Consider the following 22,283-nt stretch of genomic DNA (forward strand, 5'->3'; position numbering starts at 1 on the left):
AAGCCCCGCTCTTGCGAGCGAGGCTTTCAGCATCAGAAGTTCCAGAGCCTAGAATTGGCCGGAGAAGCTGCGAGGTGCTGGAGCAATTGGTTCTGCAGTTCTCTTGCCAGAAACAGCATAAACCGCAAGTCCACGGTCATTCAGGCCATCTTGCTGGAAGCGGAAGATACCATCAATACCGAGGAAACCATCACGATTGGTCAACACACGGTCAGAGAAACGATCAGGCCCAGCGGAGCGGACCAGTCCAGCGGCCAGAATGGTTGCATCATAAGCCAAGGACGCGTTGCGCGGTGGCTGGGAGCCGTAGGTTTCGCGGTAACGGGTCGCGAGACGCTCGAAGCTCTGGTTATCCGGACCCGGGAACCAACTGCCAACCATGACAGGGGACTGGAGGATGTCCGGTGTGTTCCATTGACCACTGCCGATCATCTTCACTTCACCAAGGCTTGCACCCATTTCGGTCATCACCTGCATCACAAACGGAGGAACACCGCCCCCTTCAGGAACAAACAGAGTGTCCACCTGCGAAATAGAGCGGCTCAGGCTGGCAACGCGGGCGCGGATGTCTTCAGCATTGCCCGGGATATAGCGCTCGATGGTGATGATACGGCCATTTGTTTGCCCAACAGCCTGACGGAATGCAGCTTCAGCCACTGCACCATAGGCATTGTTTGGCAACAGCGCAGAATAGGAACCGCGCTCTTGTTCTGCCGCGTAAGACACGATGCGGTTTACGTCAGATACTGGCAGGTAGCTGAGCAGGTACGTGCCCGGCTTTGCTGCATTGGTATCAGAGGAGAATGCAACGATTGGAACACCAGAGCGTCTCGCAACAGCGGAAGCCCCCTGAACAGCTGGGGCAAAAACCGGACCGATAAGGAGTTCTGCGCCTTCACTGATCGCCTGCTGAGCAGCAATGCTTGCACCCTGTGAGGTTCCGCCAGTGTCTTTTACGAGCAGCTGGATGTCAGCACCCTGAAAATCCTCAAGTGCAAGCTTGGCGGAGTTTTCGAAAAGAGTGGCAACAGAAGAAGCGGATTGGCCTTCGCCAGAATATGGCAACAACAGGCCAACACGAACAGAACCATTGCCAATGGCACGGCCTGAAACCAGTTGCGGCTGGCCGTTCGGGTTCAAATCAGGCTGAAAAGGAGTGTTCACCGATGAGAAGTTAGGTGAATTAACACAGCCAGCCAACAAGAAGGAGACGCCAAGTGCAGCCCCTGTCACAAGTTTGCGGAAGCTCATTCCACGCAGTGTGGCTGATCCTAAGCTCATGGATGCCCCATCTATTCCGAAGGCCGTTCGATCAATCCCTCATTTTGCAAGGGACGAAATCCGGCAATTTACATTTAGAACTCGTCGCGATTGTTCCCGCGCCATGCTCTAATCGATTATTTTACGCATACTCTTATCCGAAAACCGGACCCCACTTCTCGGAGATGCGCCTTAGTTTGGTTTATTTCTACAGATCCAACGCAGTTAATACAGCCTCAACCCAAGGAAATCCGCGATTTTTTTAAGGATTCTGTCAAAAACTCCCCGTTGTAATTAGTCATTTTGCGGTTTGTTGGTTAGATGTGCACTCTCTACTGTGCAAAACTTGCTCCATTCTGGAGCTTTCACGAGGCGACCATGGATCATTCCGAAGCTGCATCTGAGCGGAAATACTACATTAGCGAGCATTCGCTAACGGCTAAACGGATTGAACCGGGACTGCACATCGTTTCAACCCCAATCGGCAATCTGCAGGACATCACAATCCGTGCGCTGGAAACTTTGGCGGCTTGCGATCTTATTGCCTGCGAAGATACCCGTGTGACGGGTGTTTTGTTACAGCGTTATGGCATCCGCACGCAGATGATGACCTATCATGAGCACAATGCCCACAGACAACTGCCTAAGATTTTGGAGGCATTGGGTGCTGGACGAGCCGTTGCATTGGTTTCCGATGCTGGTACGCCGCTCATTTCTGATCCAGGTTTTCGGCTTGTAGGTGATGTGGTAGAGCACGGACACAAGGTGGTGCCAATTCCAGGTGCCTCAGCCATGTTGAGCGGTCTGGTTGGCGCCGGTTTACCCTCTGACACTATTTTGTTTGCTGGTTTTCTGCCCAATAAGACCCACGGCAGAAAGAAACGTCTTGAAGAACTGAGAGATATTCCGGCGACACTGGTGTTTTATGAGAGCCCTCACAGAGTTGGGGCTTCTCTTGTCGACATGACTGAAATTCTTGGGAAGCGTAAGGCTGCTGTTGCACGTGAGCTGACCAAGCGGTTTGAGACCTTCCAGCGTGGTACCCTTGCAGAACTGAGTGATTTCTATTCGGGGGATCGCCCTAAGGGAGAAATTGTTATTCTTGTTTCACCACCTGAAGAGCAAGAACTGACCGAGGTTGATGCAGACGAACTGTTGCTCGAGGCATTGAAAGAAATGCCAGTGAGCGCAGCAGCGAAGAAAGTCTCCAAAGCAACCGGGGTGGATCGAAAGACGATTTATACCCGTGCTATGGAGCTGAAAAATGCAGGAACGGCAGAAGAGCCCGAGAGCGACTAAAAGCAACCTTCTTAAGAAGCAGGCTGCTTATCGAAAAGGACTGCAGGCGGAGCTGAAAGCAGAGATGCTGCTTCGCCAAGCAGGCTGGCAGATTCTTGAAAGACGCTACAAAACCAAGCAGGGCGAGATCGATTTGATCGCCGAACAAGACCAGACGATCGTGTTTGTAGAGGTGAAAGCCAGGCGGGGTGTGGATGATGGCTTATATGCAATCACGCAACGCTCTCAACGAAGGATTGCAAATGCCGCCCGAGAATGGGTTTCGCATCACAACGATGTGGTTGGAAAAACCTTGCGATTTGATGCGGTTATTCTTCCCAAACACGGAGAAGCCCAACACTTTCCTAATCTTTTTGAAGCTGAAATTTTTTAGGAAACAAATATTTTATCGCAAAAATGTAGACAAATTGCTTTCTGACCCACATATCTGCAGCTAACATCCATTTTTATTTACATGGATTTCTATCCCAGCGTTATTTCAGGAGTGCCTCATGTCCCAAGCAGCTTCTTCTGGTGCCAAGCGGCCGCTTAAAGTCGCCGTACAGATGGACCATATCTCTACCATCAACATTGCGGGCGACAGTGCTTTTGCTCTGATGTTAGAAGCGCAGGATCGTGGTTATGAACTGTATCACTACACACCAGAGCGTCTGGCGCTGTGGGGTGAAAAGGTTATGTGCCGCGTTGAGCCGGTAACCGTGCGCGACGAAGCAGGCAATCACTTCAGTTTTGGTGAACCGCAGCGCGTTGACATGTCTGAAATGGACGTCATTCTGATGCGTCAGGATCCTCCATTTGATCTGGCTTACATCGCTGCGACCCACATTCTCGAAAAGCTTTCCGAGACAACGCTCGTTCTGAACAATCCAGTCTCTGTGCGTAATGCACCAGAGAAACTGTTTGTGACCCAGTTTGCGGACCTGATGCCACCAACGCTGATCACCCATGATCGCAAGGAGATTGATGAGTTCCGCAACATCCATAGCGACATCGTGATGAAGCCGCTGTTTGGGCATGGTGGAGCTGCTGTTTTCCGCGTGACCAAGGATGACCTGAACTATGGGTCTCTTTACGACTTCTTCTCCGTCACGTTTCGCGAACCTTGGGTCATTCAGAAGTTTCTGCCGAATGTGAAGCACGGTGATAAGCGGATTCTCCTGGTTGATGGTGAGTTTGCTGGTGCAGTAAACCGTGTGCCTGCAGAAGGTGACTTACGCTCCAACATGGTGCGTGGCGGATCTCCAAAAGACAGTGACCTGACCGAGCGCGAAAGAGAGATTTGCGCACGCCTTGGGCCGACACTGAAAGAGCAGGGACTCATTCTCGTTGGAATCGATGTGATTGACGGAAACCTCACTGAAATCAACGTGACTGCCCCAACTGGCATTCGAGCGATCCAGAAGCTGGGCGGGCCAGATGTAGCCGGTATGGTCTGGGATGTGCTTGAAAAAAAGCTGGAAGCCTAAAAAGTAACAAAAGCCCTGTTCTTCAACAGGGCTTTTCTTTTTCATCATGAACTCCGAGAATTCAGGTAGAGCTTCTTATGGGAGCTTTCGTATTTCTGAGTATTCAAGGCTTGTGTGTTTCTCATTCGTTCCTGCTTAATTACTACAATGATGATTAATTGTGGCCGCAGGAGTGTCAGGTGTTTGCTCGCATCTCTACCGTTTCCTTTCAGGGTGTCGACGCTGCAAATGTTGACGTGCAGGTCCAGATTAGCCCCGGATCCGTCTATTTCACTCTTGTTGGCCTGCCTGACAAGGCAATTGCAGAGAGCAAAGAGCGGGTTCGCTCAGCACTCATAGCCTCCGGCCTGGCGCTACCAGCCAAACGTGTGACGGTTAATCTTGCTCCGGCTGACCTGCCCAAGGAAGGATCTCATTATGACCTTCCAATTGCACTTGGCCTCTTGGTGGCGATGGGGGCACTGCCTGCGGAAGCTGTCGAAGGCTTCCTCGTACTAGGTGAGCTCTCACTGGATGGCAGCATTTCGCACGTAAACGGAGCCCTCCCAGCTGCAATCGCTGCTGTTGCAAACGAGAAAGGTTTGATCTGTCCGGCAAGTTGCGGCTCTGAAGCGGCATGGGCGGATGAGAACCTGAAGATTATGGCCGCGGGATCACTGGTTCAGCTCTACCGCGCCTTGAAAGGTGATATTACTCTTTCTGCCCCAAAACCGCGTAGCTCTCCACAAGTTGCCAGTTCACTGGACCTTGCCGATATTCGAGGTCAGGAAACAGCGAAGCGGGCACTGGAGATTGCTGCAGCTGGCTCTCATAACCTGATGATGGTTGGCCCACCAGGTTCTGGAAAGACCTTGCTCGCAAGCAGGTTACCCGCTCTTTTGCCACCGCTCTCAGCTCGCGAACTTCTGGAAGTATCCATGATCGCTTCCATATCAGGCGAGTTGGAAGATGGCGCTTTGAGCAATCAACGCCCCTTCCGAGCACCGCATCATTCTGCATCCATGGCCTCACTGGTTGGCGGAGGCATAAAGGCCAGACCCGGTGAAGTGTCCATGGCTCACAATGGTGTGCTTTTTTTGGATGAATTGCCAGAATTCGATAGTTCCGTTTTGGACAGCTTGAGACAACCTATTGAGAACGGTGTGGCAACGATTGTGCGAGCCAATTATCGCGTGAGCTACCCATCCATAGTGCAAGTGGTTGCTGCGATGAACCCTTGCCGTTGCGGGTATGCGGGAGAACCGGGACACACTTGCAGGCGAGGCGATAAATGCGCCAGTTCTTATCAGTCGCGAGTGTCCGGGCCATTCCTTGACCGGATGGATCTGCAACTACATGTTCCCGCGGTTTCTGCAAGAGACCTGATCAGCCCGCGCACTTCTGAGAGTTCGCAGGTGGTTGCTCAACGTGTTGCGCGTGCTCGTGCAATACAGCAAGCTCGCTATGCCTCTCTTGGGTTAGATATCACAGTCAACGCACATGCCAGTGCACGGACCATCGAGCAAATTGTTGCATTGGATCAAGGCAGTAAAGAGTTGATTGAACAGGCCTCCATACAATTTGGTCTTTCTGCACGTGGATACCATCGTGTTTTGAAACTATCACGGACAATCGCAGATATGGACGGGTCAGAGTCCGTTCAGCGTATTCACCTGGCCGAGGCCCTGAGCTTCAAACGCTCTTCAGCCTATTTGGCCGCTGCATAATCTGTTATATCCTACCAATTGAATTTTACTGATTAACCGAAATAGTTCGGGTGGAGCAAAAGCTGTGTTGAAACGGAGACTGAAAACTGAGGAGAGCACCCATGTTGTTACTCAGGCTCGCGTGTCTCTGATTAAGCAAAGCGAAATCACCGAGAAATCCTCCTTTGTTCTAAAGAGCCTCTCCATTTTCGTGGGCGTTATATGCTTGCTGATTGCGTTGTTGCTGACCGATTGGCAGTCCTTACAAGGTTTCTATGTTGTGTTGCTTGCTTTTGGAGCTGGCGCTGTCTTGTTTCGCCGGTTTCCAGCAAGTGATGTTATCGCACAAAGTTGGAAGACAGCTCAAATCCAGAGTGAAGTGGAGCAACTTGAAGACCCGTCTGAACTAGCTAGCGATACTGACTGGCAATTACGTGAAGCGGATGATCGGCATCGTTCCATTCTGGATGCGCTGGGCGCTATCGTGATCCGTTGTGATAGCAATGGGGTGGTGCTGTCCGTCAATGATGCAGGAAAACGCAATTTTCCGACTGGGTTTGGAGTTGAGATCGGAAGGGCTATACATCTGCCTTATGCCGAAGACTTTACTCCTGATCTTGAGGAAGGGGCTGCTGGGACTACTGAAGACGTTGCTTTGCGTACAAAACATGGCACCCGCTGGTATTCACTCCTGCGCCTGAGCATTCGCGATGGCAGCGGTGGAGCTCCTATCATTCAGTGGATCCTGACGGATGTCACAGATAGGCGACAAGCTGAGCAAAAGCTGCGAGAAGATCGCGACCATGCAGCAAATGCCAGCGAGGCAAAATCTCGCTTCCTTGCGATGGTCAGTCACGAAATTCGCACCCCCCTAAACGGTGTCTTGGGCATGGCAGATTTGTTGGATGACACGACAACCACTGCAGAGCAGCAAAATTACATAAATGCGATCAGAACTTCAGGCTCCACACTTTTGATGCTCATTGATGAGGTACTTGATTATTCCAAGATCGAAGCAGGAAAGCTGGAGTTGGAGACTGGCAATGTTGAGCTTGCTCCGTTAGTGGAACGCGTTGTGGAGCTGCTCTCTCCCAAAGCCCATGCAAAGGGATTGCAGATTGGTTCATTTATCAATCCAGCCGTACCAAAAACCATCCAGAGTGACCCCGCACGGTTGCAGCAAATCCTATACAATCTAGTTGGAAACGCGATCAAATTTACAGAAGAAGGCGGAGTTTCTTTAGTCCTGCAAGTCGCTACGGATACCACAGGCCATCATCTACTGGAGTTCGCTGTTCAAGATACTGGCCCCGGTATGGATGACGTTACAGCAGCTCGCATCTTCCGGGAATTTGAACAGAGTGAATATGGGCGTGACCGTAAGTTCGATGGAGCTGGCCTGGGCTTGGCAATTTCCAAACGACTCGCGGAGCTTATGGGAAGTTCTCTCACCGTTCAGAGCCAACTGGGTTGTGGCTCCACTTTCCTTCTTGAGATGCCAGTTGATGAGATTTCAGAGGACTTTGTAAAAGACCATGATAATCGTATCGCGATCATAACCAGTAATCAGATTGAGGCCGACCTCGTCTATAAAACGCTGAGCACAAGCGGTTACAATCACACCAAGGTTCTGGCAGCAGATGAACTTGAAGGTTTGCCTCTTACGACACAATTTGACCGTTTGCTTGTTGGTGAAGAATATGTAGAACGCATTCGCAATTTCTATGGGCAGCAATCTGAGAGTGCACCGGAGATCTTTGTCCTCATTAAACCACAGGAGCGGGCGCGGATTGCAGATATCAAGACCGGGGAGTTTTCTGGTTACTTGACCCGTCCTGTTCGTCGCAGCTCACTGCTTCGGGTACTCTCCCCCGGTTTGCTGCAGACTGACGCGGTAGATAACGATGTAATAGAAAAAGAGGTGGCGCCTATACAGCAAGGCCAAAACACAAATCTCAATGTATTAGTGGCCGAAGATAATCCAATTAACTGGATGCTGGTTCAAGCACTACTGGACAAACTGGGCCACAGATCGGAGCTTGCGGAGGATGGGCATAAGGCTGTTTCGCTCTGTGCCAGCGGCACGTTTGATATTGTGCTTATGGATCTGCACATGCCCGGTCTGGATGGACTTGAAGCCATCTCCAAAATTAGAGGCAGGGAAGACAAATCTGCGTCGCAAGTGCCAATTTATGTTGTTTCAGCAGATGTTATGCCGGAGGCAAAAGAAGAGGCTATTAAGGCCGGAGCAGACGGTTTTTTAAGCAAACCCCTAAAAAAGCAGGATCTCGAGGCTGTTTTAAAACGCTATGCTAAGGGATAGCTCGGTATATTTAGCCTGTTCAATATCACGAGGCGGTTGTTATACTCAGATTAACCGCGACCGCAGCATTGTTTAGCAAATGTGAGCGTCGTTACGCGGGTAAATGTTGGTGTTGTGTCACTCAACTGTCCTAAAATGGGCTTATATCACAGATTGACTACCCAAAATTGACATGGGTGACTCAATTGGTGCAAATTCAGAAAGGCGTTCTCATTATTGCAATGTTTCTTAAGCACCTAAGCAATATGAGATAATAATAGTATGGCTGGATCTGGACATATTTCCCCGATGAAAGTCCTAAAAAAGTTCACACCGAGTAAGCTGTCAGGGCGACCTGCGCCGCGGTGGATCCCTCAGGCAATGCTTGGAAAAATGCCGGAGGCAGGACAAAGCCTCGGTAAGGTCGGCCCACTCGAGGTTCGTCTTTCCAACGGAGCCAAAGAACTCAAGCAATCTCAGCGTTTACGCTACGAAGTGTTTTACGAAGAGATGTCCGCTATTGCAGATGCACAAACTCAGTTATCGCGTCTTGATCGCGACAGTTATGACGAGATTTGTGATCATCTATTGGTCGTTGATCACAACAGTCAGGTTCGCAACAAACCATTTTCCAAACTCAAGCCGCAGATCGTAGGCACTTACCGATTGCTCCGTCAGGAACTTGCACAGCTCAATGGCGGTTTCTACACAGCAGGCGAGTTTGATATTCAAGGGATTCTGGATCGTCACAGTGATCTGAATTTCATGGAACTCGGTCGTTCTTGTGTTTTGAAACCTTATCGCACCAAGAAGACCGTAGAATTGCTATGGCATGGCATCTGGTCTTATGTGCTGACGAATAATGTAGATGTTATGATTGGCTGTGCCTCTATCGAAGGTACTGATCCTGATCTTCTTGCTGAGCAGCTTTCCTTCCTGCATCATTTTGCTAGTGCGCCAGAAGAATGGCATGTATCAGCACTGCCGGACCAGTATGTAGAAATGAACCGCATTGCGAAAGATCAGGTGGATCAACGCGCTGCGCTACGTTCTCTGCCACCGCTGATTAAAGGATATCTACGCCTTGGCGCCTATATCGGTAACGGAGCAGTTGTTGATCACCAGTTCGGTACCACTGATGTTTTGATCATCATGCCAGTGTCCAAGCTGAACTCACGCTATGTGAACTACTATGGTCAAGATGCCAGCCGGTATTCCAGCTGATCACAGAGCTACTAGTATCTCAAAATGGAGAGGGCGGGTTTCCGCCCTTTTTTATTTGCGTAGAAGCGCTAACATCTCTTCATATTTGTGGCATTTCCCGGCCAACTCCGCGCAATTCACCTCAATAGCTTAACGCTCAATTAAGCGTGTTTCCCTAAAATCGTTCGTGTTTTGTATCCAGGTTGCGACCTCCCTCCCAAGTGGTCAGTAGCCTGAGTTTGTTCAGGCTTGCTCAATCTTTAATGGCAATATTTGCCCAAAATTTGAGTGATTGGTACTGGGGTGTTTTAAAGTTATGGCGACAGGCCAAAATGGAAATGGCAAAAAACGGAGGCCAGTGCGCCCCGGGCAACGCCCTTCCGGCAGGCCGCCTCAACACCCTGAGGGACAGCGTCTTAAACGCCCAGCACAACCTCAACGCCCACGCTTACAAGGCGTCGCATTGCGTCCGGACGAGGTGGAAGATTATATTCGCCGCCCGAGCAAAACCAACGCTCCAAGCAAGCAATCATCATCAGGGCAACGCTCTTCACCGCAAAACCCAACGGCACAGGCCAGAAAACCTGCACCTCAACGTCCCAGACCTGCGCAAGGAGCGCCAGTCAAGAAGCCTGCCAAAAAGCCTAGCCGCAAGGCACGTCAACAGACACTGGCAGCTCTTGATGCAGCAACCTCCTCTGGCAAGCCAAAGAGCCAAAGCAAGTTTCGACGGTTCTTGTGGAAGTCCTTTCGCTTTTCCATGTATTGGAGCGTCGTACTTGGCATTTGGGGGATCGTCGTTGTTGGCGGTATTCTCACCTATTACGCTGCGCATTTGCCACCAGCATCGGAGTGGGCTGTTCCGCAACGCCCACCTAACGTGCGCATCGTTTCAGCAAACGGCACTTTGATTGCCAATCGTGGAGATACCGGCGGAGAGGCCGTCCGTCTTGAGCAGTTGCCTACGTATCTGCCTGAAGCTGTAATGGCTATTGAAGACAGGCGGTTCAGGTATCATTTCGGCATCGATCCAATTGGTCTCGCCCGCGCTGCATTTGTCAACTACACCAGCGGGCGAACTGTACAGGGCGGATCAACACTCACACAGCAGCTGGCGAAGAACCTGTTCCTAAAGCCTGAGCGCACCATGCAACGCAAGATGCAGGAAGTGGTGATGGCGCTGTGGTTGGAGTGGAATTACAGCAAGGACGAAATTCTGGAGATGTACCTTAACCGGGTGTATCTCGGTGCCGGGGCTTATGGTGTTGATGCCGCCTCGCGGGTTTACTTTGGCAAATCCGCTCATCTCATCAATCTTGCTGAAGCGGCAACCATTGCAGGACTTCTGAAAGCACCTAGTAAATATGCACCCACACGCAATGCCGCTCTTGCAGAAGGTCGTGCGCAGGTGGTGATCGCATCAATGCACAAGGCTGGCTTCATCACCGCTGATGACGCCAAGAACGCATTGTTCAACCCAGCGCACGTGGTTACAAGCCACAACAGTAGCAGTGGCAATTATGTTGCTGATTACGTGATGGAGTTGCTACCCGGCTTCGTCGGCTCTATTGGTGAAGACATCATCGTCGATACCACCATCGATTGGGATATGCAGCAAGCGGCAGAGACAGCGCTGACCACTCGAATTGCGGAGTCTCGCCGAGAGTTTAATGTCACTCAAGGCGCGGTTGTTACGCTCAATCGCAGCGGTGCAATCCGTGCTCTGGTTGGTGGTGTTGATTATCGGAAAAGCCAGTTCAACCGCGCTGTTTATGCACGCAGACAGCCGGGATCCGCCTTCAAACCGTTTGTTTATCTTGCGGCATTGGAACGGGGTATGACCCCTAATACTGTCCGCAGGGATGCTCGTGTCACCTACAGGGGCTGGACGCCGAAGAACTACACCAAGCGATACTACGGCGATGTGACACTGACGCAAGCGCTTGCATTTTCGATCAACACCGTTGCAGCAAAGCTGGCGCATGAGGTCGGTCCGGCCAACGTGGCGCGTACAGCACGTCGTCTGGGCATTACATCTGCGCTCAAGTCCAATCCGTCCATCGCTCTTGGAACTTCAGAGGTTACCCCGCTTGAGATTGCAGCTGCGTATGTGCCTTTCTCCAATGGCGGATATGGTGTCGTTCCTCATGTGGTACGGCAAATTCGAAATGAACATGGTAAAGTGCTTTATCGCCGTTCCGGTGATGGTACAGGACGCGTTGTTCGCGGAGATAAGCTGAGTGAAATCAATACTATGATGGCACAAACAGTCTATGGAGGCACAGGAAAACGCGCGCTGTTGGCTGGACGACCGGCGGGAGGCAAAACCGGTACAACGCAAGGCTACAAAGATGCGTGGTTCATTGGTTATACAAACTCACTCACCACTGCGGTTTGGCTTGGAAACGACAACAACAAGCCAATGAAGAAGGTGAGTGGGGGTACACTGCCAGCAGAAATCTGGGCATGGGTGATGGAGACAGAGCATCAGGGTATCCCGATTGCCAGACTGCCGGGTGTGCCGATTAATCTTGCCGAAACATCACCATTGTTGAAACCGGGCACTGCGCCTAAGCGTCGTCAACCAACATTTGTGGCAGCTCCTCAGCAACCACAGCCACCAAGGCCTGCAATTCAAGCAACAACAGCTCCGCGCCCGCAAAACAACACCAGCACAAGCCCTCTGGACCTGCTTGGAAGGTTGTTTGGCGGTGGCTAGCTATTCTTGTCCGTAAAGGTGAAGTTGAGAGCCGTGCTCTTTGAGCCAGCGTTGGGCTTGCTTTGTGTGGGGTGCTAACTGCTCACAAACACGCCAGAACTCTGGTGAATGATCCAGTTTCACCAAGTGAGCAACTTCGTGAGCGGCTACGTACTCCAAAATGTCGGGTGGTGCCATCACAAGGCGCCAGGAGAACGATAGTTTCCCATCATACGAGCAGGATCCCCAACGGCTCTTAGTGTCTCGTAGTGTGATGCTATGATAGTTGCGTTCAAGCTTCTTCGTGAAGTGCTGTACGTGTGCCTCAAGATCTTCTTTAGCTAACTTCCGCAGGAAGTCTTTGGTTTTGCGGTGAAAGCTTTGGGTTTCTCCAGGCAGTAACAACAGCGGTTCATCCGTCTCTTCTTCAAGGTCAAGCTTCGCAAGCCCACGCAGTTTGCCAGAAGACCGCAAGGTGTGCAGGACACCTTTAATAGGGATGCGGGCACCCTCTTCAAATTTGATGGTATTCGGACGAGAACCCAATCTTTGCTTCAGCCACTCGACTTGCCGGTTGGCGAAATCCTGGGCTGTTTTCAGATTGCCGCGAGCAGGAACAGTGATGACAGGTGTTGGATCTCCTGGGGGAATTCTAAGGATATAGCGTTTTGCTCTGGAGTTGCGTTTCAGGCGGATTTGCAGAGGCTTATTCCCCAGATCCACCTCAATAAACTCTGGCAAAACCTTTGTCGCAAAGAACCCCATATCACCTCAAAAATTGCACTAGCCGCTCTCGTTATTGCAGAGAAAGGGGCGATTTGAAAGTCGACCAGTGCGAATTACTTTAGCGAGTGTGTTGCTTTGCGAGTAAGCCTCAACGCACAAAAGGGTGCCCTGCAAAAGCAGAGCACCAGATGCTTGTTATGAGCCTTTGAGAACCACTAGATTGCTTCACCAGCAGATGGCTCGCCTGGACGGTTGTGGCGGTTTCTCATGAATCGGTCGAATTCTTCCTGATCTTTAGCCTGACGCAGGTCGTTCATGTAATCGTCGAATTCCTGACGCATGCTATCAAGCTTTCTGCGCTCTTCTTCCAAGCGGGTCAGCTCTTTTTCACGGTAGTCGTCAAATGCAGCATTACCGCTGCGGGTCGCATTTTGCATATTGTCCATCGTATTTTTCAAGTTGCTACGATTCCACTGGCATTTAGCTTCACGCTTCCAGCCATTAAAGTTGTCGCCCCATAAGATGTAGGCAAGCATAGCAAGGCCAAGAGGCCAGAAAACTACGAATCCAAGAACCATAAGTGCAATACTTAGAGGATTCCAGGAGGGTTTTATTGCATTTACATTCATTAAAATCACCCCTTTCTCAAATCAACAAGCTTGAGATGGGATGATTTTATTTTACTTTCAAGAGATAGAATGAAATTTTATTAGACGATGGGTTATCTTCACTTACGTTCAGTTGGAATGCACTGTTTCGTTGAGACGGCGTGCCTGCTCAACCCAATTATCCCGAACCATGCGTCCGCGAATATCCAAACGATCGTCCAGCGCCGCGGCCTGATGTTCTGTCAGATTTGCAATTTGCCAGTAGTGGAAGATACCTGCGCCGTTCAAAGCCCGCTCTAGTTTAGGTCCAACACCGCTGATCAACTGCAGGTCATCTGCAGCGCCTTTTGGCTCAGCAAGCAGGATTTCGCGTAGTGGATCACCCGCAATTTTCTCAGAGGTGTTTTCACGCAGGGTCTTTTTCGCTGCACGTTTGGAAACTTGCTCCGCACGCACGTTTCTTGGATTATCCTGAATGAACTTGACGATACGTGGCGCGATTTCAGAACGATACTTTGAACCGTTAAACACACCGTAGTGGCCTACACCGGGCTGGATGTAGTGCAACCGGCGGTTGGATGGGATGTTTTCAGCCAGCTTTTGAGCCGCTTGGGTTTGGCCAACACCAGAAATGTCGTCGTTTTCGCCTTCAACGGTAAACAGCGCCGTGCCGGTGATCTTTTTCGGATCAACCATCTTGCCACGATGCATCATTTCGCCTTTTGGCAACGAATGCTCGATGAACACGGTCTCCACGGTTTGGAGATAGAATTCGGAGGTCAGATCCATAACAGCGAGATATTCATCATAGAAGTCACGATGCTTCTCAGCGCTGTCACCATCACCCTCAATCAGATGCTGGAAGAAATCGCGATGGGCAACCATGTGCCGGTCCAGATTCATGCTCATGAAGCCAGAGAGCTGGAGGAAGCCCGGATAAACCTGTCGTGTGAAGCCTTTGTGGGGGAAAGGAACTTCCATAACAACATTGCGCTTGAACCAATCGATACCTTTTTCGACGGCCAGATCATTCACGGCGGTTGGCGCTTCGCGGGTGTCAATTGGGCCACCCATCAGCGTCATAGTCGCCGGAGCGCATTTGTCTCCGTTCTCTTCCATCAAGGCAACGGCGGCATAAACTGGAACGGATGGCTGGCAAACCGCCAGAACGTGCGTATTTGGCCCCAGATAATGCAGCATCTGCATGATGTATTCGATGTAATCGTCCAGGTCGAAACGGCCATCAGCTACAGGCACCTGTCGCGCGTCTTCCCAGTCCGTGATGTAAACATCCAGATTTGGCAGTAAGGCTTCAACAGTGCCGCGCAGAAGAGTTGCATAGTGGCCAGACATGGGTGAGACGATCAGAATTTTAGGATCGTCTTTTCTGCTTTGAGGTAAATCACGCTTGAAGTGTAACAGGCCGCAAAATGGTTTCGCCCAGATGATTTCTTCCGTGATGTCTACTTCTTTACCATCCACGACAGTGGTGTCGAGCTCAAACTCCGGCTTGCCATAACGACGGGTTACGCGCTCAAGCATCTCACAGGATGCAGCAACCGTGCGACCAACCTGCGTGTGTGACATGGGATTGAGCGGGTTCTGAAAGCACAATCTTGTCATGTCTGCTGCAGCCCGGACAGGGGACATCGCTGCATGGTTCATTTCATACAAGTGGTAGAACAGCACAGAATGTTTCCTCCCAAGACGTTCGCTTCAGCCAACTCTTGTTCATGTAATTCTTGATTTCCGCAACACGAATACACTTTAGCCCTAAGTGCTGCACCGCAAAAGTATAGACAGCTCTATACCTTTTCAGCAACATAGACTCATGGAGAAATTCAAACCAACCTTAACTTGCATTGAAGATCAATAGGTTCTTCACCATCGCTGAGGTACATGTCAGTGTAATCAATTATGTTGCATTGCACAATATGTAAATTAATACCCCAATCGAATCGAGTAATTCGACTGCAATTATTTCACTAAGTTGAAATCGCTAATGAATTTTATTTGGGAATGCTAATCGGAAGCCAGCTCAGCAATTACGGCATCCAGTAGGGGAAAGCCAGCTTGCGTTGCACGCAGGCGAGTGTTGCTTACCCATTCTACCATGCCGTTTTCCTGCAGATTTAACAATCTCTGCGGATTGAACTGACGGCCAGAGAGCTGTTCATAACGTGGTACGTCAATGCCTTCATGCAATCGCATACCCATCAACAACAACTCGTCACCCTGCTCGCCATGACCAAGTATGTCTTCAGAAATAGAGCCGTGGCCCTGACTTTCAACTAAGCCTAGCCATGTTTCCGGATGTTTTTCAGTCGAGGTTGCCAGCTTGGTGCCATCTTCCAGCGTCAATCGGCCGTGTGCACCCGGTCCAACACCGACGTAATCACCATAACGCCAGTAAATGAGGTTGTGCTGGCACTGAGTGTCAGGCGCCGCATGGTTTGAGACCTCATAGGCCGGCAAACCGCGTGCTGCTGTAACCTCCTGCGCCAGATCAAACATGTCTGCGGCTAGATCAGGGTCCAGCATCTCCAGCTTTCCAGCCGCATACAAGCGCTGGAACATGGTGCCGCTTTCGATGGTGAGCTGATACATGGAGAGGTGATCAGCGGCCAGATCGATAGCACGGTTGAGCTCTTGCTCCCATGCCGTCAAGGTTTGATTTGGGCGGGCGTAGATCAGATCAAACGAGATGCGCGGGAAAGTTTTGCGCGCAATTTCAACAGCTTGAATCGCCTCCGAAACAGAATGTTGGCGACCAAGGATCTTCAGTTCCTTGTCATCCAACGCCTGAATACCGACGGAGAGGCGGTTTACACCTGCAGATCTGTAGCCCACAAAGCGGGTTGCTTCCACGCTGGTTGGGTTGGCTTCCATGGAGATTTCAGCGGTGGACGGCAGATGCCAGAGGCGCGCAACTTCATTGAGGATTGTCTCAACGGTTTTCGGCTCCATCAAAGATGGCGTGCCGCCGCCGAAGAAGACGGAGTCAACCGTGCGACCCGGCACCATCTGCGCATAACGTGCCAGCTCTGTTGCCAGAGCTTTGGCGTAATGTTCCTGCGAAACCGGCTGGTGGCGCACGTGGGAGTTAAAGTCACAATATGGGCATTTTGCCAAACAAAAAGGCCAATGCACGTAAATCCCAAAGCCGCCAACCGGTGACACAGTCATTCTTTTTCCTTTGCGTTTGCCAGCTCATTTGCACGAGTTCTTATCCGAAAACTGGAAGCCACTTTTCGGGAACGCGTATTACGCCGGCAAGCACTCTTTTTGAAACTTAACAAAGGCACGGGCGCGATGAGACAGCGCTTCGCCTTCTTTTGTTTTGTGTTTTTCTTGTTTGTCCATCTCACCGAAGGTTCTATCAAAACCTTCCGGAACGAACATTGGATCGTAGCCGAAGCCTTCCAGACCGCGCGGAGGCCATGCCAGTTCGCCATGGATCTCACCACGATAGAACTGAGTGTGCCCATCCGGCCATGCCATACACAGCACAGCAACGAAGTAAGCAGTCCGGTCTGTTGCGTTCGTTTCGGTCAGCTTGTCCTGCACGGCCTGCATGGCAACGCCAAAGTCTTTGCCTGGCCCAGCCCAACGTGCGGAGTAGATGCCCGGATCGCCGTTCAGGCCGTTTACACAAAAACCGCTGTCATCCGCAAGGGCTGGCAAGCCAGTGGCCGTTGCCGCAGCAAGTGCTTTGATCGCAGCGTTTGCTTCAAACGTGTCGCCATCTTCCACTGGCTCTGGCAGGTTCAGATCACCAGCAGAGAGAACTTCAAAGCCATGCGGTGCAAGCATGTCCTGAATTTCGCGCAGCTTGCCCTTGTTGTGACTGGCAAGCACGAGCTTGCCAGGTTCCAGGCGGCGGTTTTCTGTTGTGTCTGCCTGCATCAGAGCACCGTCAGCTTCTGCAGTTCAACCAGTTTGGAAATGGACTGTTTTGCAAGACCCATGAGCTGGCCGAGTTCTTCTTCGGAGAATGGCTCACCTTCAGCAGTACCCTGAATTTCAACAATGCCGCCTTTGCCAGTCATGACGAAGTTTGCGTCAGTGTCAGCAGAGGAGTCTTCGATGTAATCCAGATCAGCAACCGGAGTACCTTCGTAGATGCCGCAGGAGATCGCTGCGATGTGGTCTTTGAGAACCTTATCGGTTTTGACCATGTCGCGCGCTTCCATCCATTTCAGACAGTCGTGCAGAGCAACCCAAGCGCCGGTGATAGACGCTGTACGGGTGCCGCCGTCTGCCTGAATGACATCACAGTCAACGGAGATCTGACGCTCGCCCAGAGCACCCAGATCAACGACAGCACGCAGAGAGCGGCCAATGAGGCGCTGGATTTCCTGAGTACGGCCAGACTGCTTGCCTGCGGAGGATTCACGGCGCATACGGTCATGAGTTGCGCGTGGCAGCATGCCGTATTCTGCAGTTACCCAGCCACGGTTCTGACCACGGAGCCACGGCGGAACACGCTCTTCCAAACTTGCGGTACACAGAACATGGGTATCGCCGAATTTGATCAGGCAGGAGCCTTCGGCATGTTTGGCAACACCGCGCTCCAGGCTGACTGGACGCATTTCTTCTGGTGTACGTTTGGATGGACGGTTCAAGGCAAGCTCCCTCGGGTTGCTTAATAGCTACAAATTCACAAATGGTATTGCGGATCTTTTAGCTGCGGATTGCCGTTAGCGCAAAGGCTGGTTTTGGTTTGAGAGGCTATTTTCTGCTAAAAATGAGTTTTGGCTGTTCAATTGTCCTGTGTTAGGGATTGAATACAGGCTTTGGCCCAAACCTGCTGTTGATGTGGAGTACCGATACCGTGACGAGCGTTCCTCCTTCTGTCCCTCTTGAGGATCTTGATGAACGTTCCCGTGAGGTCTTCCGGCGCATTGTCGAGAACTACCTTGATACCGGCGAACCGTTGGGGTCTCGCAACCTTGCACGCGGGCTTTCGCAACCTCTGTCTCCGGCCTCTATTCGCAACGTAATGGCAGATCTGGAGCACCATGGGCTGCTCTACTCTCCGCACACCAGTGCTGGACGCTTGCCGACGCAGTCTGGTCTTCGTCTGTTCGTGGACGGTTTTTTGGAAGTTGGCGATCTGACCAAGGAAGAGCGCGAGCAGATTGCCGTTCAGGTGAAGGCTAAAGGTGGTGAGAAAACACCGGAACAAGTTCTGACCGAAGCCAGTCAGATGTTATCTGGTTTGAGCCGCGGGGCGGGGGTTGTTCTTTCCAACAAGACGGACACCACCCTTCGCCATATCGAGTTTGTGCAGATTGAACCGCTTAAAGCGCTTGTTGTGCTGGTGAGTGAGGACGGTTCCGTTGAAAACCGTGTTGTCGATCTGCCTGCTGGCTTGCCACCGTCTGCATTAACCGAAGCCTCGAATTACCTCAACTCCATCATCAGAAACCGCACGCTAGCCGATGCGCAATCTGAGCTAGTTCGGCAGCGAAACGAATTTCAAGCCGAGCTGGATACGCTGACGTCCAAAGTGGTGGATGCAGGTGTTGCTGTTTGGGGTGGGGACAAGAATGATCCCGGAACACTGATCGTGCGTGGACGCTCCAACCTGCTGGAAAACGTGGGTGCGAAGGAAGATCTGGAGCGTATTCGCTTACTGTTTGATGATTTGGAGAACAAGAGTGAGCTGATCCGCCTGCTCGATCTTGCAAAGGGCGGCGAAGGCGTACGTATTTTTATCGGGTCAGAAAACAAGCTGTTCTCGCTTTCCGGTTCTTCCTTGATCGTGTCTCCATACCGCGATAGTGAACAGCGCGTTGTGGGCGTTCTTGGTGTTATCGGGCCGACTCGTCTCAATTATGCGCGTGTCATTCCCATGGTGGATTACACAGCCCGACTGGTGAGCCGTATGCTCGGTTAAACTACTGGAGTCCCAATTGCTTTCCCTTACAGCTTCTGAACTGGAACGTTATGCCCGCCACATTGTCCTGCGGGATGTTGGTGGCCCGGGACAACAAAAACTAAAAGCTGCGCGTGTTTTGGTGATTGGAGCAGGGGGGCTTGGTGCGCCGGTTCTGCAATACCTTGCGGCGGCTGGCGTCGGCACCATCGGCATTGTTGATGATGATGTTGTTTCACTGTCTAACCTTCAGCGTCAGATCATCCATGACACGGAGAAGCTTGGCGAGCCTAAAGTTGCCAGTGCGGCGGAGGCGATCGCTCGGCTGAACCCGAATGTGCGCGTTGTTCCGCATCCGACACGCATTAGTGGGCAAAATGCCATGGCGTTGATCAACGATTACCATATCGTGGTTGATGGCTCTGATAACTTTGCCACTCGCTATCTCGTTTCGGATGCGTGCTTTTATGCTGGCCGTCCTTTAGTTACGGCTGCTGTGGGTCAGTTTGACGGCTCTGTTACGCTGCTGAAACCATTTGAGCGCGATGATGAGGGCAACTACATCAACCCAACTTATCGCTGCCTGTTCCCCAAACGCCCTGAGGCTGGCTCCATACCAACCTGCACAGAGGCGGGTGTTTTGGGTGCTTTGACAGGCCTGGTTGGCACATTGCAGGCGCTTGAGGTGATCAAGGAAATCGTTGGGTTTGGTGAAGGTCTGGTTGGGCGCTTGTTGCTGGCAGACACACTGAGCATGCATTTTGAAACCATCAAGTACAAACGCACTACAAAGAACCCGCTCAACGGCGACACTCCAAAAACATGGAGTGAAATGCTGGAAATTGAGCACGGCTGATCCAGCGTAATTGAGTTACAAAAGAAAACGGCGGAGAATTTCTTCCCCGCCGATCCCGGCCTTTCCGCCACAGAAGGCCTAGCCTCATTCAGGCAAACCTGTCTCACCAGCATTGTCAGACACACTGCATTTGCAGCACACCGAAGAGAGGCTTAAAACGTTTTCGCCAAGCTAAGCTTGAAGGACCGACCTTTGCCTTCGGTTTCACTCAGATGCGCTGTGTGTTTCTGATCGAAGATATTGGTCACGCTTGCGCGCACTTCTGAGCCTGCAAGGAACCCATCTTCAGGCTTCCAGGCTAAACGCGCACTGTGCAGCGCATAACCTGGCGAAGCATCGTCAGCATCGTTCACGCGGTCCTGTTCTGCGTATAGATCAGAGCGCCAGGAAACATCCAGATTATAGTCAGTAATCTTATATCCTACTGAAAGGAAAAGATTATCTGCCGCTACGCTATCCAGATATTCATCATCAGAAAGGTTGTCACCCCGTGTAACTGAAGCACCCAGATTGCCGTACCAGCTGTCTGAGGAATAACCTGCTTCTAATTCGATGCCTTTGATCCGCGCCTCATCAATAGCAGTTGTGATTGTCTTGCCCGTTGCATGATCGCGAGAGGAATAGAGGTAGTTGTCGATGCTGTTGTAAAAGCCCGTTACTTTGAAGCGAAGGCTATCATTTTCCAACAATACGTCATTGAATTTCAAGCCTAAGCCAGCTTCTAAATTGTTAGATTTTTCTTTTCCGAGATCGGTAAAGCCATCACCCGAGAAAACTTCATCCAAAACTGGCATGCGTTCTGTGTGTGCAACAGAACCAAAGACATTCAGCCAGTTTGTCAGCTCATAAATTGCTGCAAGTTTTGGAGAATAGGCCGTCTCATCCAAATCTTTACGCAGAGCCACGCCAGTCCCCGGCTTCAGGCGAGAATGGTCAACACGCATTCCAGGAATGAGTGTAAGGCGGTCATGAATTACAAACTCAGCCTGCCCGAACACACCAAGAGTGTGTGTTTCACCTTCTGGATGAGATGAGGAGCCCGGCGTTGAGCTTCCATCCGGGTTCAGACGCGGGTTGAGGCGCTCCTGATATTTCCCTTCCACCCCGTAAGTGAAGTAGGTCTGTACACCTTCGGAAAGCCGAAATTCCGATGTGTTTTCCAGTTTTGCCTGCCAGTTGTTGTAGACGTACTCAGCTTCAGTTCCCAAAGGAGCACCAGGACCTGCGCGGAACGTAATATCATCCAAATCACGCTTGGTCTGGCTCCAGGATACCTGCGCTTTTACATCCAACAAATCATTGCCAGAAAAAGCGTTTTCATAAGCAAGTAGTGCCTGTTGTTCGCTTGTTGTTTGGTCCGCATAACCAAATCCGGGACTAAAGGTTGTCTGGTCATATAGGCCATACCCAGACTTATTGACGTTGAAATAGCTTGCAGTAAGAGATTGATCGTTATCGGCACCGAAGCTGTATTTCAGCTTGGCGAGGCCCGAGAGATCTGTCATGCGGGAGTTGCCGAGATCTGCGCCATCAGCACCCTCATAGTCTCCATCACGGCCATAGTTCAGGTTGACCAATAGCTCCAGATTTTCCAGAGGTCGGGCAGCGACTGTAACTGTGCTTCGCGCACCATTGCCGTTCGAGTCCCACATGACTTTGGTGCGGACGGCCAGTTTGTCATCTCCCTCCAGCAAATCGCTAGCATCTTTCGTGCGCGCACTGACCACGCCACCAAGCGCGCCTGCGCTGAACAATGTGGAGGCAGCTGGTCCACGCAGAACCTCGACTTCCTTAAGCAACTCAGAATCGAAGAAGAAAGAGCCTGCACGGTACATCTCGAAGTAAGAGGTGACGCCATCCACTTGAATGATATTACGATTTTCACCGGAACCGAGAGCAGAGCCGATGCCGCGAATATTGATGGACTGCCCCAACGCATTATCGGCATTTATAGTGGTGATCCCCGGGACCGCATCGAGGATCTCACCCAATGTGCTTGCTTGGGCTGCTTCAATTTGCTCCTGAGAGACTGAAGTCACAGCCTGAGGTGTATCAATCGCCACCTTCTCTTTACCTGCTGAAACAATGATTTCATCCAGCATGGTCGCAGGGCTGTCGGCAGCAACAGGCTGTGTAGCTTCCTGCGCTGAAACAGCCGCAGAAATCAGGGCGAGCGAGAGGGTTGTGCTGGCCAGGAGGGCCGCACGGGAATAGCGCGAAATGGACATGGTCGCCTCAGTCTGAATTTTTACGGGAGTGGCTGGCTGAGACGCTGCTTTGGCTAGCTTGTGTTTGCGTT

At 51.2% G+C, this 22,283-nt stretch carries 17 protein-coding genes; 9 read left to right on the plus strand and 8 right to left on the minus strand.

Going from position 1 to position 22,283, the window contains the following annotated elements; all coding sequences use genetic code 11:
• Positions 1 to 48: 48 nt before the first annotated feature.
• Positions 49 to 1,281, minus strand: a complete 1,233-nt coding sequence (locus tag PPL9_RS13415; protein ID WP_057463155.1) for a penicillin-binding protein activator — start codon at positions 1,279 to 1,281, stop codon at positions 49 to 51.
• 357 nt (positions 1,282 to 1,638) lie between these two features.
• On the opposite strand from PPL9_RS13415, the gene rsmI reads away from it, so the two are divergent.
• From rsmI to PPL9_RS13450, 7 genes are all read left to right on the plus strand, one after another.
• Positions 1,639 to 2,559 carry a 16S rRNA (cytidine(1402)-2'-O)-methyltransferase gene (rsmI, locus tag PPL9_RS13420; RefSeq protein WP_057463259.1) on the plus strand — a complete coding sequence of 307 codons (921 nt, stop codon included), beginning with the start codon at positions 1,639 to 1,641 and terminating at the stop codon, positions 2,557 to 2,559.
• Entirely contained in the window at positions 2,525 to 2,932 is a 408-nt protein-coding gene (locus PPL9_RS13425; protein ID WP_152986685.1) for a YraN family protein, read from the plus strand. Before rsmI ends, PPL9_RS13425 begins: the two co-directional genes overlap by 35 nt.
• 118 nt (positions 2,933 to 3,050) lie before the next feature.
• A complete protein-coding gene (gshB, locus tag PPL9_RS13430; protein ID WP_082596816.1) occupies positions 3,051 to 4,025 on the plus strand; it encodes a glutathione synthase in 975 nt (324 codons plus the stop codon).
• A gap of 179 nt (positions 4,026 to 4,204) precedes the next feature.
• On the plus strand, positions 4,205 to 5,731 hold the full coding sequence (locus PPL9_RS13435; protein ID WP_057463156.1) for a YifB family Mg chelatase-like AAA ATPase: 1,527 nt from the start codon (positions 4,205 to 4,207) through the stop codon (positions 5,729 to 5,731).
• Positions 5,732 to 5,795: 64 nt separating this feature from the next.
• Positions 5,796 to 8,033, plus strand: a complete 2,238-nt coding sequence (locus PPL9_RS13440) for a response regulator (protein ID WP_208989353.1) — start codon at positions 5,796 to 5,798, stop codon at positions 8,031 to 8,033.
• Positions 8,034 to 8,393: 360 nt separating this feature from the next.
• Positions 8,394 to 9,236: a GNAT family N-acyltransferase gene (locus PPL9_RS13445; protein WP_152986692.1), complete on the plus strand. Its 843-nt coding sequence runs from the start codon at positions 8,394 to 8,396 to the stop codon at positions 9,234 to 9,236.
• 295 nt (positions 9,237 to 9,531) lie between these two features.
• Positions 9,532 to 11,934: a PBP1A family penicillin-binding protein gene (locus PPL9_RS13450; RefSeq protein WP_244273392.1), complete on the plus strand. Its 2,403-nt coding sequence runs from the start codon at positions 9,532 to 9,534 to the stop codon at positions 11,932 to 11,934.
• On the opposite strand, the gene PPL9_RS13455 is transcribed toward PPL9_RS13450, so the two are convergent.
• The 6 genes from PPL9_RS13455 to rph all read right to left on the minus strand — a co-directional run bounded on the left by PPL9_RS13455 (position 11,935) and on the right by rph (position 17,872).
• Entirely contained in the window at positions 11,935 to 12,678 is a 744-nt protein-coding gene (locus tag PPL9_RS13455) for a SprT family zinc-dependent metalloprotease (RefSeq protein ID WP_057463158.1), read from the minus strand. It abuts the gene before it with no gap.
• A gap of 176 nt (positions 12,679 to 12,854) precedes the next feature.
• Positions 12,855 to 13,268, minus strand: coding sequence for a DUF2852 domain-containing protein (locus PPL9_RS13460; protein WP_057463159.1), 414 nt, complete (start codon positions 13,266 to 13,268; stop codon positions 12,855 to 12,857).
• A gap of 108 nt (positions 13,269 to 13,376) precedes the next feature.
• Entirely contained in the window at positions 13,377 to 14,936 is a 1,560-nt protein-coding gene (gene phaZ / locus PPL9_RS13465; RefSeq protein WP_082596818.1) for a polyhydroxyalkanoate depolymerase, read from the minus strand.
• A 333-nt stretch (positions 14,937 to 15,269) separates the two neighbouring features.
• Positions 15,270 to 16,433 carry a radical SAM family heme chaperone HemW gene (gene hemW, locus PPL9_RS13470; protein ID WP_057463160.1) on the minus strand — a complete coding sequence of 388 codons (1,164 nt, stop codon included), beginning with the start codon at positions 16,431 to 16,433 and terminating at the stop codon, positions 15,270 to 15,272.
• A gap of 78 nt (positions 16,434 to 16,511) precedes the next feature.
• The gene (gene rdgB, locus PPL9_RS13475) at positions 16,512 to 17,153 is read right to left on the minus strand and encodes an RdgB/HAM1 family non-canonical purine NTP pyrophosphatase (RefSeq protein ID WP_057463161.1); all 642 of its coding nucleotides are present in this window, start codon (positions 17,151 to 17,153) and stop codon (positions 16,512 to 16,514) included.
• Entirely contained in the window at positions 17,153 to 17,872 is a 720-nt protein-coding gene (gene rph, locus PPL9_RS13480; protein ID WP_082596820.1) for a ribonuclease PH, read from the minus strand. The genes rdgB and rph overlap by 1 nt, the downstream gene beginning before the upstream one ends.
• A 191-nt stretch (positions 17,873 to 18,063) precedes the next feature.
• On the opposite strand from rph, the gene hrcA reads away from it, so the two are divergent.
• Both hrcA and PPL9_RS13490 read left to right on the plus strand, forming a co-directional pair.
• Positions 18,064 to 19,149 carry a heat-inducible transcriptional repressor HrcA gene (gene hrcA / locus PPL9_RS13485; protein ID WP_057463266.1) on the plus strand — a complete coding sequence of 362 codons (1,086 nt, stop codon included), beginning with the start codon at positions 18,064 to 18,066 and terminating at the stop codon, positions 19,147 to 19,149.
• Positions 19,150 to 19,165: 16 nt separating this feature from the next.
• Positions 19,166 to 19,984, plus strand: a complete 819-nt coding sequence (locus tag PPL9_RS13490) for a molybdopterin-synthase adenylyltransferase MoeB (protein ID WP_057463162.1) — start codon at positions 19,166 to 19,168, stop codon at positions 19,982 to 19,984.
• Positions 19,985 to 20,136: 152 nt separating this feature from the next.
• On the opposite strand, the gene PPL9_RS13495 is transcribed toward PPL9_RS13490, so the two are convergent.
• Positions 20,137 to 22,212, minus strand: coding sequence for a TonB-dependent receptor (locus PPL9_RS13495; protein ID WP_057463163.1), 2,076 nt, complete (start codon positions 22,210 to 22,212; stop codon positions 20,137 to 20,139).
• Positions 22,213 to 22,283 lie beyond the last annotated feature (71 nt).

It is taken from the genome of Pseudovibrio sp. POLY-S9, from assembly GCF_001431305.1.
Classification (GTDB): domain Bacteria; phylum Pseudomonadota; class Alphaproteobacteria; order Rhizobiales; family Stappiaceae; genus Pseudovibrio.

Coding starts and splice junctions, on each gene's coding strand:
- PPL9_RS13415 (WP_057463155.1), bottom strand. CDS start 1,281: ATGAGCTTAGGATCAGCCACACTGCGTGGAATGAGCTTCCGCAAACTT.
- rsmI (WP_057463259.1), top strand. CDS start 1,639: ATGGATCATTCCGAAGCTGCATCTGAGCGGAAATACTACATTAGCGAG.
- PPL9_RS13425 (WP_152986685.1), top strand. CDS start 2,525: ATGCAGGAACGGCAGAAGAGCCCGAGAGCGACTAAAAGCAACCTTCTT.
- gshB (WP_082596816.1), top strand. CDS start 3,051: ATGTCCCAAGCAGCTTCTTCTGGTGCCAAGCGGCCGCTTAAAGTCGCC.
- PPL9_RS13445 (WP_152986692.1), top strand. CDS start 8,394: ATGCTTGGAAAAATGCCGGAGGCAGGACAAAGCCTCGGTAAGGTCGGC.
- PPL9_RS13450 (WP_244273392.1), top strand. CDS start 9,532: ATGGCGACAGGCCAAAATGGAAATGGCAAAAAACGGAGGCCAGTGCGC.
- PPL9_RS13455 (WP_057463158.1), bottom strand. CDS start 12,678: ATGGGGTTCTTTGCGACAAAGGTTTTGCCAGAGTTTATTGAGGTGGAT.
- PPL9_RS13460 (WP_057463159.1), bottom strand. CDS start 13,268: ATGAATGTAAATGCAATAAAACCCTCCTGGAATCCTCTAAGTATTGCA.
- hemW (WP_057463160.1), bottom strand. CDS start 16,433: ATGACTGTGTCACCGGTTGGCGGCTTTGGGATTTACGTGCATTGGCCT.
- rdgB (WP_057463161.1), bottom strand. CDS start 17,153: ATGCAGGCAGACACAACAGAAAACCGCCGCCTGGAACCTGGCAAGCTC.
- hrcA (WP_057463266.1), top strand. CDS start 18,064: ATGTGGAGTACCGATACCGTGACGAGCGTTCCTCCTTCTGTCCCTCTT.
- PPL9_RS13495 (WP_057463163.1), bottom strand. CDS start 22,212: ATGTCCATTTCGCGCTATTCCCGTGCGGCCCTCCTGGCCAGCACAACC.